The sequence below is a fragment of the Paractinoplanes tereljensis genome (assembly GCF_016862435.1).
Classification (GTDB): domain Bacteria; phylum Actinomycetota; class Actinomycetes; order Mycobacteriales; family Micromonosporaceae; genus Actinoplanes; species Actinoplanes tereljensis.
In genome coordinates, this window is sequence record NZ_BOMY01000041.1 from 59,722 (window position 1) to 72,929 (window position 13,208).

The 13,208-nt window shown below is 68.8% G+C and carries 12 protein-coding genes and 1 pseudogene; 7 read left to right on the forward strand and 6 right to left on the reverse strand.

The window, feature by feature from the left end; all coding sequences use genetic code 11:
• Position 1 precedes the first annotated feature (1 nt).
• Positions 2 to 343 (forward strand): phosphatase PAP2 family protein, encoded by a 342-nt coding sequence (locus Ate02nite_RS30970; RefSeq protein WP_275422974.1) that lies wholly within the window; start codon positions 2 to 4, stop codon positions 341 to 343.
• Here the strand turns inward: Ate02nite_RS30970 and Ate02nite_RS30975 are convergent.
• The 3 genes from Ate02nite_RS30975 to Ate02nite_RS30985 are packed head-to-tail and all read right to left on the reverse strand — an operon-like array spanning position 270 to position 3,036.
• Positions 270 to 1,544, reverse strand: coding sequence for a TRAP transporter large permease (locus Ate02nite_RS30975; protein WP_203811394.1), 1,275 nt, complete (start codon positions 1,542 to 1,544; stop codon positions 270 to 272). The two genes, Ate02nite_RS30970 and Ate02nite_RS30975, sit on opposite strands and share 74 nt — an antisense overlap.
• Positions 1,541 to 2,044, reverse strand: coding sequence for a TRAP transporter small permease (locus tag Ate02nite_RS30980; RefSeq protein WP_203811395.1), 504 nt, complete (start codon positions 2,042 to 2,044; stop codon positions 1,541 to 1,543). The genes Ate02nite_RS30975 and Ate02nite_RS30980 overlap by 4 nt, the downstream gene beginning before the upstream one ends.
• The gene (locus Ate02nite_RS30985) at positions 2,041 to 3,036 is read right to left on the reverse strand and encodes a TRAP transporter substrate-binding protein (protein WP_203811396.1); all 996 of its coding nucleotides are present in this window, start codon (positions 3,034 to 3,036) and stop codon (positions 2,041 to 2,043) included. The genes Ate02nite_RS30980 and Ate02nite_RS30985 overlap by 4 nt, the downstream gene beginning before the upstream one ends.
• Positions 3,037 to 3,410: 374 nt before the next feature.
• On the opposite strand from Ate02nite_RS30985, the gene Ate02nite_RS30990 reads away from it, so the two are divergent.
• The 5 genes and pseudogenes from Ate02nite_RS30990 (at position 3,411) to Ate02nite_RS31010 (ending at position 8,281) form a co-directional block, all read left to right on the forward strand.
• On the forward strand, positions 3,411 to 4,379 hold the full coding sequence (locus Ate02nite_RS30990) for a pectinesterase family protein (protein ID WP_203811397.1): 969 nt from the start codon (positions 3,411 to 3,413) through the stop codon (positions 4,377 to 4,379).
• 167 nt (positions 4,380 to 4,546) lie between these two features.
• Positions 4,547 to 4,738 (forward strand): annotated as a pseudogene (locus Ate02nite_RS30995) (response regulator transcription factor); the annotation flags it as partial.
• Positions 4,739 to 4,817: 79 nt separating this feature from the next.
• Complete coding sequence (locus Ate02nite_RS31000) at positions 4,818 to 5,714, forward strand: ABC transporter ATP-binding protein (RefSeq protein ID WP_203811398.1); 897 nt, start codon at positions 4,818 to 4,820, stop codon at positions 5,712 to 5,714.
• Positions 5,711 to 6,778 (forward strand): ABC transporter permease, encoded by a 1,068-nt coding sequence (locus Ate02nite_RS31005; RefSeq protein WP_203811399.1) that lies wholly within the window; start codon positions 5,711 to 5,713, stop codon positions 6,776 to 6,778. The genes Ate02nite_RS31000 and Ate02nite_RS31005 overlap by 4 nt, the downstream gene beginning before the upstream one ends.
• Positions 6,779 to 6,925: 147 nt before the next feature.
• Positions 6,926 to 8,281 carry an FUSC family protein gene (locus Ate02nite_RS31010; protein WP_203811400.1) on the forward strand — a complete coding sequence of 452 codons (1,356 nt, stop codon included), beginning with the start codon at positions 6,926 to 6,928 and terminating at the stop codon, positions 8,279 to 8,281.
• 1,286 nt (positions 8,282 to 9,567) lie between these two features.
• Here the strand turns inward: Ate02nite_RS31010 and Ate02nite_RS31015 are convergent.
• From Ate02nite_RS31015 to Ate02nite_RS31025, 3 genes are all read right to left on the reverse strand, one after another.
• Positions 9,568 to 10,125, reverse strand: coding sequence for an SUKH-4 family immunity protein (locus Ate02nite_RS31015; protein WP_203811401.1), 558 nt, complete (start codon positions 10,123 to 10,125; stop codon positions 9,568 to 9,570).
• Positions 10,126 to 10,487: 362 nt separating this feature from the next.
• A complete protein-coding gene (locus Ate02nite_RS31020; RefSeq protein WP_203811402.1) occupies positions 10,488 to 11,429 on the reverse strand; it encodes an SDR family oxidoreductase in 942 nt (313 codons plus the stop codon).
• Between the two features lie 27 nt (positions 11,430 to 11,456).
• On the reverse strand, positions 11,457 to 12,080 hold the full coding sequence (locus Ate02nite_RS31025; RefSeq protein ID WP_239147819.1) for an NADPH-dependent F420 reductase: 624 nt from the start codon (positions 12,078 to 12,080) through the stop codon (positions 11,457 to 11,459).
• Between the two features lie 128 nt (positions 12,081 to 12,208).
• On the opposite strand from Ate02nite_RS31025, the gene Ate02nite_RS31030 reads away from it, so the two are divergent.
• A complete protein-coding gene (locus Ate02nite_RS31030) occupies positions 12,209 to 13,111 on the forward strand; it encodes a LysR family transcriptional regulator (RefSeq protein ID WP_203811404.1) in 903 nt (300 codons plus the stop codon).
• Positions 13,112 to 13,208: the final 97 nt, after the last annotated feature.

Sequence of the window (13,208 nt, forward strand, 5' to 3'; positions counted from 1 at the left end):
ATTGGCCGGCTGGGACCTGGTCATGGGGCTGGCGATCGCGGCCGCGTCCCGGCACGTGCTGTTGCGGCTGATCGCGGTCACCCTGCCGGTGGCCATGGTGATCACCGTGCTGTGCACCGCGAACCACTACCTCGTCGACGCGATCGCCGGGGCAACGCTGACCGCCCTGTGCTGGCTGGTCGTCGGATCGGTGCGCCGAGCCGGCCCGGTGGAACCGCGGCCGGTGGAGAACGTCGAGCGGGCGCCGGCCCTGGCGGCCGGCGCTGAGCTCAGCGGACCAGCGAGGGCAGCCATTCGGAGAAGGCCGGTACGTACGCCAGCAGCAGAATGGTCGCGAACATGACGGCCATGAACGGCAGCATCGGGCGGATCAGGTCGACCACCCGGATCTTGGCCAGGCCGGTGACGATGAAGCTGGCCGAACCGAGCGGTGGGGTGACCAGGGAGATGCCGAACACCGCCAGGCTGAAGATGGCGAAGTGCAGCTCGCCCATCCCGGCCTGGGCGGCCAGCGGCAGGAACAGCGGGATCAGTACGACCAGGGCGGGGATGCCGTCGAGCAGGGCGCCGAGAATCCAGAACAGGACCATGAGGATGGTGACGAAGACCAGGTAGTTGCCGGTGAATTGGCTGGTCCACTCGGCCAGTTCGTCGCCGACCTGGTCGTAGGCGAGCATGAAGGCGAGCAGTTGCGCGACCCCGACCAGGGACAGCACCACACCGCTGATGCGACCGGCGTTGACCAGGATGGTCTGCCAGTCGGATCGGGACACGCTGCGGTAGCCGACCGCCAGCAGCGCGGCGTAGAGAACGGCGACCGCGGCGGCCTCGGTGGCGGTGAAGATGCCGGCCAGGATGCCACCGAGAATGATCACCGGGGCGCCGAGCGGCAGCATCGCCGACACCGCAGCCCGGCCGAGCGCTTTCGCGGTGACCTCGACCCGTTCACCGGTCGGCTCGACGTACTTGGCATAGACGTAGATGACCACGCCCTTGGCCAGCGCAACGACGGCCGCCGGGATGAGCGCCGCGAGGAACAGGTCGCGGATCGAGATCTGCGCGACCGTGCCCAGCACGATCATGGTGATCGAGGGTGGGATGAGGATGCCGGTGCCGGACGCGGCGGCCACGATGGCCGCGGCCCAGGGCCGCCGGTACCCGGCCTTGGCCATCGGCGGGATCATGGTGGCGCCGATGGCCGCGGCGTCGGCGTTGACCGAGCCGGAGAGACCGGAGAAGAGCATGGTGGACGCGACCACGCTCATCCCCAGACCGCCGGGCAGCCAGCCGACCAGCATGGTGACGAACCGGACCAGGCGTTCGGCGGCTCCGGAGCGGTGCAGGATCTCGCCGGTGAGCACGAACAGCGGGATGGCCAGCAGCGTGAAACTGTCCAGGCCGTGATAGACCGACTGCGCCGCCGCGGACAGGGGCAGGCCGTCCCACCAGGCCTGGGCCAGTCCGACCGTGCCCAGGGCGGCCACCACCGGGACGCCGATCAGGATGAGCGCGACAATGCCCAGGAAGCCGGCGGCGAGGGTCACACGCCACCTCCGACCATTTCGACGTCGTCGCTGACCTCGTCGGGCAGCGGCTGCGGCGCGATGAGTTCGACGACCGCGTGCAGCACGCCGAGCGCCGAACCGAGCGGGATGGCCAGCAGGATGGTCCACAGCGGAAGCCCGGCCGGAGTGGTCACGTCCCGCTGCTCGAGGATGTATTGGACGGTGCCGACGCCGAGCGCGACCAGGACGCCGCCGAGGAAGACGAGTTCGACCGAGCGGACGACGCGCCGGCCGCGGCCGGACAGCCGGCGTTCGTACAGGTTCAGGGTGACGTGGGCGTTGTCCCGCACCCCGATCGCGAAGCCGACGAACGCCACGTAGAGCAGCAGCCCGGTGGCCACCTCGGTGGACCACGACAGCGGTTGCGACAACGCGTACCGGAAGAGGACCTGGGCGAGGATCACCGCGACGATCGCGATGAGCAGGAGCCCGATGAGGATGTTCTCGGCGAGCGTGACCACCCGCAGTGCCGCTCTCATGCGACCGGAAGAAGCTTCATCAGGTCGCCGAACGTCGGCCGGTACTTGTCGAACACCGGTTTCAGGGCGGTCTGCATGGAGGCCACGTCGACGTCATCGTTGGACGTGGCCCCGGCGTCCTGTGCCTTCTTCACGAAGATGTCGGTCTGCGCGTTCCACAGCTCGCGTTCGTGATCCTGGGTCAGCTTGCCCGCCTGGACCAGCGCGTCCTGCACGTCGGCCGGCTGGTCGGCGAAGAACTTCTTGCTGACCATGAGCACGTCGACGCCTAGTTGGTGACGCGTCCAGGACCAGTGCTTCGCCTCCTCGACCTGCTTGCTGGAGACGTAGTAGATCGGGTTGTTCTCGGCGCCATCGATCACTCCCTGCTGCAGCGCCGAGTAGATCTCGGTGGCCGGCAACGGGGTGGCCTGCGCGCCGAGGGCGTTGAACGAATCGACGGTAACCGGGTTCTGCGGCACCCGGAGACGCAGGCCCTTGAGGTCGGCGGCAGCGTGTACCGGCCGCTTGGTGTTGTAGACGTTGCGGGTGCCGGTGTAGAACCACGACAGTACGGTCAGGCCGACGCCGTCCAGAATCTTCTTGCACTCGTCCCCGAGCGGGCCGGCCAGGGCGGTGAAGCCGTCCTCCGGTTTCGGGAACGCGTACGGCAGGGAGAGCACGCCGAGCCGCTTGTCGAACGCGGTGAGGTTACTGAACAGCGACTTCGACATCTGCAGGGTGCCGCTGCGGACTTGCTCGTTCATCCGGTTCGAGTCGCCCAGGGTGGCGTTCGGGAAGACCTTCACCTCGTATTTGCCGCCGGTCAGCGACTTCACCTGATCGCCGAACCAGCGTTCCGCCGCGATCTCCGGGTTGTCCTCGGCCACGTCGTCGCCGAGCCGGATCGTGGTGGCGCCACTGCCACCGCCACCGCTCCGGGGACGGCTGCAAGCGCTCAGACCGGCGGCCGTGACGGCCAACGAGAGCGACAGCACGCTTCGTCTGTTCATCGAACTCTCCCCACACTCTGTCTACATATGTGGACGGCGTCCTGCATAAGGAATTGAAGGCCAAAGTAGAGACTCGCGTCGATCCGGTCAAGCACAAGCACGTTGGCGTTATCCAGGCCATCGCCCGAGGGCCGCGTGTTCACATATGTGGATGCCGAGCACATGCTGAGCAAATCCGCCGTACGCCCTGGGTCGGGGGTTTGCATTTATTTGCATCGATTGACCTGATCGGTGGGCAGTCGTAGGGTTCGGGTTCTCCCCGACCGGTACCGGCGTATGGCGATGCTCCGCGATCCACCGTCACGAGGCATCGGCCGGCGTAATGCGACGGCGGTACCGCGAGTCCCGCTTCCGCACGACCGAGGAGATCCACCGTGTCCAGAATTGTGAAATGGTCGGCCGCGCTCGCCGTGGTCGTCAGCGGCACCGCCGCCATCGTCGGCGTGACCGCACTGTCCTCCGCGGCCGCCACCACACTGACCGTCGCGGCCGACGGCACCGGCCAGTACAAGACCGTGCAGGCCGCGGTCAACGCGGTCGCCGCCAACAACTCCAGCCGGGCCACCATCAACATCAAGGCCGGCACCTACCGGGAGATCGTCACCATCCCGTCCAACAAGCCGTACATCACGCTGAACGGCACCGGCTCCGGCCCGAGCAACGTGGTGATCGTCAACAACCGCAGCAATGCCGGCGGTTACGGCACCTTCGGCAGCGCCACGGTGACGGTCAACGCGAAGGAGTTCGTCGCGACCAACCTGACCTTCTCCAACGACTACGGCACCGGCAGCCAGGCCGTCGCGATCAACATGAACGGCGACAAGGGCATCTACAAGAACGTCCGGTTCCTCGGTAACCAGGACACCCTGCTGGCCAACACCCAACGGCAATACATCGCCAACTCGTACGTCGAGGGCACCGTCGACTTCATCTTCGGCGACGCCACCGCGGTCTTCAACGCGACGTCGATCTACGAGAAGCGCTCCACCGGCGGCCCGATCACGGCGGCCCGGACGCCGTCCGGCAACACCTACGGCTTCCTGATCTACAAATCCACGATCACCGGCGCGACGAACAACACCACCCAGCTCGGCCGCCCGTGGGGCGCGTCCGCTCAGGTGCTGTTCCGTGAGTCGTCGCTCAGCGCGACCATCGCGACCGCGCAGCCGTGGATCGACATGTCCAGCAACTCCTGGAAGAACGCCCGTTTCTACGAGTACAAGAACACCGGCTCGGGCGCGACCACCAACAGCAACCGGAAGCAGATGAGCGACTCGACGGCCGCCAGCTACACCCCGCAGAAATACCTGGCCGGATCGGACGGCTGGAACCCGGTCGGCTGATGTTGGACCGGCCGTGCTTTCCTCAGCGCATGAGGGAATGGGTACGGCCGGGGCCGACGGCCGAGCAGCGCCGGGCCGATCTCTGGATCGGCCTCGGCGTGGCCGCCGTGGCCGTGTTCAACGTCTTCGTCACGCGCAGCGCGGGCGTGCTGGCCAGTGCGGATGCTCCCGGTGTCGCCGAGGTGCTGGTGCTGCTGGCCGGCGGGGCCACCAACGCCGAGATCGCGGCCGCCCTGCACCTCGGCGAGACCACCGTGAAGACGCACGTGAGCCGGGTGCTGATGAAGCTCGGCACCCGGGACCGCACGCAGGCCGTCGTGCTCGCGTACGAGCTGGGGGTGGTCCGGCCCGGCTTGTAAGGTCCTCCGCAAGGAGGACCCCGGGTGGTCCTCCCCCGGCCGGACGACGCGCCCGGTCCGCCCCGCCTACGTTGATCACATGACCACCACCGTGCTCGACGTCGGGGCCGTCGACCGGTCGTTCGGTGACCGGCAGGTCCTCAAGGACGTGTCCTTCTCCGTGGCGGCCGGGCGCCTCACCGGTTTCGTCGGCGCCAACGGCGCCGGCAAGACCACCACCATGCGCATCATCCTGGGCGTGCTCGCCGCCGACTCGGGCACCGTGACCTGGCGCGGCGTGCCGGTCACCCGGGAGGCCCGGCAGCGCTTCGGGTACATGCCGGAGGAACGCGGGCTCTACCCCAAGATGACCGTTGCCGACCAGGTGGTCTACCTGGCCCGCCTGCACGGGCTGAGCGCCGCCGACGCGCGCCGGCGTACCACCGCCCTGCTGGACCGCTTGGAGTTGGGCCCGCGGGCCGGCGACCAGGTGGAGAAGCTGTCGCTCGGCAACCAGCAGCGGGTGCAGATCGCCGCCGCGCTGGTGCACGACCCGGAGCTGCTCGTCCTGGACGAGCCGTTCTCCGGCCTGGACCCGCTCGCCGCCGACTCGGTGGTCACCGTGCTGCGTGAGCGGGCCGCCGCCGGCGCCGCGGTGCTCTTCTCCAGCCACCAGCTGGAACTCGTCGAGCGCCTCTGCGACGACCTGGTGATCATCGCGGACGGCACCATCCGGGCCGCCGGCTCCCGCGACGAACTGCGCGGACAGCACACCCTGGCCCGGTACGCGATCGAGGTCGAGGCCGACGCCGGCTGGCTGCGCGACGAGCCCGGCGTCACGATCGTCGACCTGGACGGCGCACACGCGGTCCTGGAGCTCGCCCCCGGCACCGACGACCAGCACATACTCCGGGCCGCACTGGCCCACGGCCCGGTCCGCTCGTTCGGGCCGGTACGCCCCTCGCTCGCCGAGATCTTCCGAGAGGTGATCAAGTGACCACGTTCGCCGCCGCCCGGCTGGTCCTCGGCCGCGAGATCCGGGCCAAGCTGCGGGACAAGGCGTTCCTGTTCAGCACCGTCTCGTTCCTGTTCATCATCATCGCGTCGATTGCCATCCCGACCCTGATCGGCGGCGGTGCCACCAAGGTCGCGGCGGTCGACAGCGCCGCCGGTGCGGCGCTGCGGCAGGCCGGGTTCGAGATCGTGGAGGTCCCGGACGCGGCCGCCGCCGAGCGGCTGGTCCGCGACGGCGACGTGGAGGCGGCCGTCGTCGCCGGGCCACGCGTGATCGCCCTGGACGAGCAGCCGGACGAGGTGGTGAAGGCGCTCAGCACGGCGCCCGAGGTGCAGTTGCTCGACGAGCTCCCGTACAACCGGGCACTGGCGATCATCGTGCCGCTGGCCATCGCGATGCTCTGCTACCTCACCTCGCTCCTGTTCGGTCTGCAGATCGCGCAGAGCGTGGTCGAGGAGAAGGCGACCCGGATCGTGGAGATCCTGGTCTCCAGCGTGTCGCCGCGGGCCCTGCTGGCCGGCAAGGTCGGCGCCATGTCCATCCTGGCCTTCGCCCAGATCGCGCTGCTGGCGGTGGTGACCGTGGTGGGGCTGAAGGTGACCGGCACCGACGCCGGCCTGCTCGACGTGATAGCGCCGGCGCTCGGCTGGTTCCTGCCGTTCTTCGTGCTCGGCTTCGTCATGCTGGCCACCATCTGGGCCGCGGTGGGCGCGCTCGCCGCCCGGATGGAGGATCTCGGCAGCACCTCCGGGACCGCGCAGATGATCGTGCTCATCCCGTTCTTCGCGGTGATCTTCCTGCGCGACAACCCGGCCGCGCTGACGGCGCTTTCCTACTTCCCGCTCTCCTCGCCGATGGCCATGCCCATCCGGATCTTCCAGCAGGACGCGGCGGGCTGGGAACCGTTCCTGGCGCTGGCGATCGTCGCGGTCACGGCCGCCCTGTTGCTCGGCGTCGGCGCCCGGATCTACGAGGGCTCGCTGCTGCGCACCAACACCCGGACCTCGATCCTGGCGGCCTGGAAGACCCGCCCGACGGCCGGCTGAGCCGGCTCAGCCGGCCGAGCCGGCTCAGCCTCAAAAGCGCACATTGGCGACGCCCGTCACAGATCCTATATTTCCGGCATTTGGGGCGGCACGGTTGAGGATACTTTTCGCGTCCGGATCAGCCGTCGTGAAGAGGATGCCCCAGCGTTGCCGCAGTCGCCGATCGCGATCGTCGCCGCGAGCCTCGTGCTCTGCGCGGTGACCGCGGCGCTGCTGCGCCACAAGGTCAAGCCGGTCGTCGAGGCGGCGGCCCGGACCCTGCTCGACCGGGTGCGACCGCATCTACCGGCCGGGCTGCGCCGGGTGGCCCGCCGGTGGTACGAGCGGATCGACCCCGCCAACGCCCGCACGGTCCTGGTGGCGGCGATCGCGGCCGGCATCGCCTGGTTCACGGCCGACACGCTGCATCTGGTCGGTGCGGTCACCGCCTCGATCACGGCGATCCTGTCGGTGCACCTGAGTTCGCACGCCTCGGTACGGGACGGCACCCGGCGTCTGGTCGGCACCCTCGCCGGAGTCGGCTTCGCGGTGAGCGTGTGGGGTGTTTTCGGTCCGAGCCCGATGTCGATCGCCCTGATCGCCGGGTGCGGGCTGATTGTCGGCCGGCTGCTGCGCCTGGGCGACGGCGCGGTCACCGTGCCGGTGACCTCGCTGGGCGTACTCGTCGCCGGCGGCGCCGTCACCGGCACCGTCGCCTGGGAACGGGTCGGGGCGACCGGGCTGGGCATCGTGGTCGGCATCATCCTGTCACCGCTGGTCGGCGGGATGACCCCGCTGGAACGGGCACACGGCAAGCTGGCGTACCTGTCCACCGAGATCGCCCGCCTGCTCGGCGACCTAGGGGCCGGCGCGGCCCGCGGTTACGGCCGGGACCAGGCCACCCAGTGGCTGGCGCGGTCGCGGGCGCTCGGCGAGACCCTGGGCGAGGCGGTCGACGCCGTGGAGGACCTCGACCGGCAGGCCCGCTGGTCGCTCACCACCCCGATCGCCGAGGTGGCCCCCGTGCATCACACGTTCCGCGTCCTGGAGCACGGGGTGCAGCAGGTCAACTCGGTGGCCCGGTCGATGTTCGACGCCGCCGCGACCCCGAACCACCCCGGCGTACCGGACGAGATCGGCCCGCTGCTGGAGGCCGCCTCGGAGGCCTTCGCCGCCCACGCCTCCTTGGAGACCGACCCGGACGCCGACCCCACCCAGGACGCCGACAGCCTAGAAGAACTGCTCGACGACCTGCGCGAGGTCCGCCGCCAGACGCTGCACAAGATGCGCACCCGAATAGACGACACCGGCGTGCTGGTCCTGACCGGCTCGATCATTACCAACATCGACCGCATGACAGGCTCCCTGGAACGCTCAGCCCCGGCCCTCACCGTCGGCGCCCGAGAGACGGGCCCAGGCATCCCAGCGGTCTCGGAGGTCGTACCGGTAGTCCGCAGCTTCTGGGAGAAGGCCGTGGTCCCAAAGCCCGACCCAGACACCCCCAGCCGCCGACCAGACCGCTAGCCCCTCTGTCCTCGCCGGCAGGCTGGTCCTTCTCGTTCGAGTACGTGGCTTCATTCGCGAGACTGGGGCTCTTGGCGCGACATCCGCAGTCACCGTCCTTACAGGCGATCATGAACGACCCGTCGTGCTGGGTGCGCTGATCTGCCGATGTGAGTGCGCCCGGCAGGGCCGGGCGATAAGTCATTCTTGGCCCCCGGAAGAATCGGACCCCACACTCCCGCATAACGCCCTGTCGGAGGCGACGCTTCTCCACCAATTCTTTCACGTGCGGATCATTCCCTCCATTTCCTGGGAATCGCACCGGATAATTCAGCGGCGCATGCCGGCAGTGGCCGCGGCGGGCCCCTGGCGGCAGGCCGGCCGCGGCTGGTGATCCTGCGGTGTCGCGGCCGACCAGCCTCGCGGGCCGAGCGGCAACCGGACCCGAGCCGTGCGACAGCGCCGAACAGCTGAGGCTGCCCACCGTGTCCCATCCACCCACCCTGGCTGACCGGTCCGCTCCGGCGCACCGGCTCAACGCCGGCCGTATCGCCCACAGGGCTTGCATCGCGCACCCGGTCGGCCCGGATGGCGGGGCAGACCCGCGGCTCTGCGGCCTGCCGCCCAGACCCGGCCTGAGCAGCAGCATCTTCCTCGTGCGAAGACTCGGACCGGGCGGCAGCATCAGCCCGATGGCCGGCCGACTGCTCGCCGCCCGGCGACAGGTCGTTGTCGGTCGCAGCACCATGGCTGGGCGTCGCGGGTGACGGCTGCTGAAGGCAGGTCGCCTCCTCCGGCCAGATCAACGGCGGAACAGCCTCAAAATCATCGTGCAGACCCAACTCGCCGCACTCACGGGAGCAACCATCCGAACGGCATCGCTTCAACGCGTAACGGCGAACGAGTCCCCACCGCCGCTGCGGTGCCCGATCACGGCGGAATTCGTCGCCGGCCGGTGAATAGTTCCGTGCTTTTGTGCGGTCTCGCAGCGCAGTAGTTGTGGACCGATCGAATAGCTGAAGCTGCTGGTACCGCATGCCTATATTCTCGCGCGCTCGAATCGCGGCCGCTAAGAGTCGATCATGCCAATCCCGGAAATCATCGGCACCGAGAAAATAGGTTGCGTGACCAATCAACGAAACAGTTAGCCGCCGGTACGAGACCAGGAGTCCGAGTGCCGGTCGGAGCAACCGGATCGCTGGGATGCACGGACGCCAGCACCGTCTCGGCGAGTGGTCAATCTGCTGGGGGCGAACGACGAGGCCCCCGTAGCGCAGTCGATCACACCTTCCTGGTACGCAACACCGTCATCCCCAGGGGCGATCGAAGACGTAGCCCCAGAAATTGTCCGCACCACTCGTCAGAATCGGATCTCGCTGGATGAGGCGTCGCATCACAGTCTCTGCCCGTTTCATAGACTGTCGCTCTGGAATATCGGAGTTTTGTTGGGGCGATGATCCAGCTACTTTGTCGAGAAAGTAGTAGAAGAGCGCCAGAGTGGTGTTGACCGGGAGCCCGCCGCCGTCCCCGAACACCTGCCAGACACCACCATCGGCAGCACTAAGACCGAAGTATCCACACCCGCAGCGGAGATCGATGAACGGCTCGTGCTGATGTTCCTCAACCACCTCCCTGCCGAGGATGTAGAACGGCGGATACAACGGTTCCCCTGCCTCTTGAGGGCATCTCGCAAAGAAGGAATCCCATGCAGGCAGGCCAACCTCCGACAGGAGGATCCTTGCCTCGTCGTCCACGCGCCAGCCACCCACGGTGGCGTCATCAAGCTGTTCGACGATGCCACCGTCGGACCACCGGGCCATTTCCGCCCGCCAAGCCGATGGCGCCTTGCCTAGTACCTTCGCCACGACATCACTCTATGCGCGCGTCGGCAGCTGCCGTTCCCCGGCCGGAGATGATTTGGCATCCGCTTCTGCTGCGGACAAGGCGCGTCCTGCCTCTCAGCGCCATCACAGATTGTGAGCGAGGGACCAAGGACGGCCCGTACGGGGTCCCCACCTCGGCGTATTCGTCGCCTGCCGCCGACTGTCGGTCAGCTCGCCCGCGTCCACCACGTCGTACCCGATGGATTCGATGAATGCGGTTGCCGCCGCCTTCGGCTGCGGAGTCCGAGCATGGCGCCCAGGAGACAACGCAGCAGCTCACTCGAAGTGAGCGACTTGCTGTCAAGGTCCGGAATGGGCCCGTCACGCTCGGGCCGTTATTGCCGTCAGCCAGCGGGGAAGTAGTGGCCGTTGTCCAGGTCGGTGAGCAGGTCGGGCTGAGTGGGTTTCCAGCCGAGGGTCTGGCGGGTGATTTGGTTGGACGCCGGGTAGGTCTGCGTGACGATGTTCGCGAGGAAGCCGAAGTAGCCCGGCAGGACCAGTTCGTCCAGCGGGACGCTCACGGCGGGCAGGCCCAGACGGCTGCCGATGGCCTCGGCGATCTCGCGGAACGGGAGGCCCTCGTCCTGCACCGCGTGCCAGTACCGGCCGGCCGGGCCCTCCTCCAGCGCCAGGCGGAACAGGGAAGCCACATCGCGGATGTGCACGGCGTTCCAGCGGTTCGTGCCGTCTCCGGGGTAGCCGGCGAAGCCCTTCTCCTTCGCGAGCGCGATCAGCGCCGGGAGGAAGCCGGCCCGATCGGTCGTGTCGTGCGCGATGTTGGCGATCCGCACGATCGACGAGCGCACTCCCCGCTCGGCGAGGCCGATCACGGTGGTCTCCACGACGTTACGAGCGCGCAGGGTGCCGTTGTGCTCGTCGCCGCTGGGCAGGGCCGGGTCCTGCTCGGTGGCCGTCCGGCCCAGGAAGCCCTGCCCGGGCGAGCCGATGCTCCCCGCCGCGACCAGTGGCTTTCCGGTGCCCGCCAGGGCCTCGCCGTACGCCAGCATGATCGGGACCTCGGCGGCGGCCACGGCCTGGATCCCGCCGGAGAAGAGCAGGTCCTGCCGGTGCGCGACGTGGATGACGCCGTCGGCGGCCGCGGCCGCCTCCTTGAGCCCGTCGAGATCCTCGAGGTCGCCGCGACGCACCTTCGCGCCGAGCGCGGACAGCGCCGCCGCGGCCGTGTCCGACCGGGCCAGGCCGGTGACCTCGTGCCCGGCGGCGATGAGTTCGGGGACGATGTGCGAACCGGAATGGCCGGTCCCGCCAGTGACGAAAACGCGCATGCTGCTGTTCCTTATCAGTGCTGCTGCTCAGTGAAAATTGCTGACGCCGAGGGCGAAATTGAAGTCGCCTGCGCTGTGCCGGGCCAGGCTGACCATCAGCAGGCCCGTCCCTTCCAGCCAATGCGCCATGTCCAGTCCGCCGGCATCCAGCGGGCGTAGCCCCAGGCTCTCGATGAACGCCGACACGCTCGCCTTGGCCTGCGCGTCGTCGCCGGCGAAGAGCACGTCCAGCCGGCGGCCCGGGGTCAGGACGTGGCCGAAGACGGTGTTGAACGCCTTCACGACGTGCGCGCTCGCCGGGGCGGCCGTGGCGATCTCCTGCGCGGCGGACGTGCCGTCGGAGGTGGTCAGCCCGCTCGCGTCGGCCTTCATGGGGTTGGTGATGTCGACGATGACCTTGCCGGCCAGCGCGTTCCCGTACCGGGCGACGACCGGTACGGCGGCGGCGTTCGGCACGGCGAGGATGACGATGTCGCCGGCCGGGGCGGTGCCGAATGTCCCGGCCGTGGCGCCGCCGCCGAGCGCGGCGGCCAGGTCCTTGGCTTTGGCCGCGTCGCGGCCGACGACCTCCACGGTGTGGCCGCTCCCGACCGCGCGGGCGGCGATAGCGCGGCCCATTCCGCCCAGGCCGATAATGCTGATACTGCTCACGGATTTCCTGCTTTCCGGCGCGCTGATTCTCTTTATGGAATTCGAGAATGCCATTGGCCGGAATTAGTGTCCAAGACCTATTTCAGTGATCGCGATACCCTGAAGACATCGCCGTACCGGGAGGCCGCATGGACCTGGACCTGCGCAAGCTGCGCTACTTCGTCGCCGTCGCCGATCGGCTGCACTTCGGCCGCGCCGCCGAGGACCTGCACATCGCGCAGCCGGTGCTCAGCCGGCAGATCCGCGCGCTGGAACACGATCTGGGCACCCCGCTGCTGATCCGGGACAGCCACGGCGTGGCGCTGACCGACGCCGGCCGGCAGTTGCTCACCGACGCCGGCCCGCTGCTGGCCTCCGCGCACGCGGTCCGCCGCCGGGTAACCGCAGCCGCGGGCGGCAGCCGGCGGCTGATGGTCGGCTTCCGGGCGGGCATCACGGTCACCCCGGCGGTGCAGCGGTTCGCCACCCGGCATCCGGACGTCGTCGTCGACATGCAGCGCATCGAGTCCGACGACCAGGCCGCCATGCTGCTCGACGGCCGCATCGACATCGGCTACGTGCGGCTGCCGATCGACGAGACCGGGCTGCGGGTCACCCCGCTCTACACCGAGCCCTGGGTGGCGGTGCTGCCCACCGGCCACCGATTCGCCGGCAAGGAGCGGATCACCGAGGCCGACCTGGCCGGCGAGCCACTGCTCTGGCCTCCCGACCCCGGCACACAGCCCACCAAACACCCGCACCCCAACGCCGGATACCTGGTACGCGGGGTGGACGAAACGCTCGAACATGTCGCGGCCGGCCGGGGCATCTCGTTCCTGGCCCGCTCGGCCGCCGTGTTCTATTCACACCCGGAAGTCAGCTACGTGCCCGTCCCAGACCTGGCACCCGACCAGGTGTGCCTCGCGGTGGCGGCCGCACGGACCTCCTCGGTGGTCAGCGACTTCCTCGCCGCGGCGCACGCGACCGCCGAGATCACCGCCGAATGCGGGAACGACGAAATGTGGCAGCTCGCCCGCGACGCCGCTTCCTAGCGCCTGGTCCGGTCCTCCGGCGGGCCAATATATCGATCAACAACGATCCCACATGAAAACCGCAGGGACGGCGCGCGACGCTACCTCCACTTTGGAA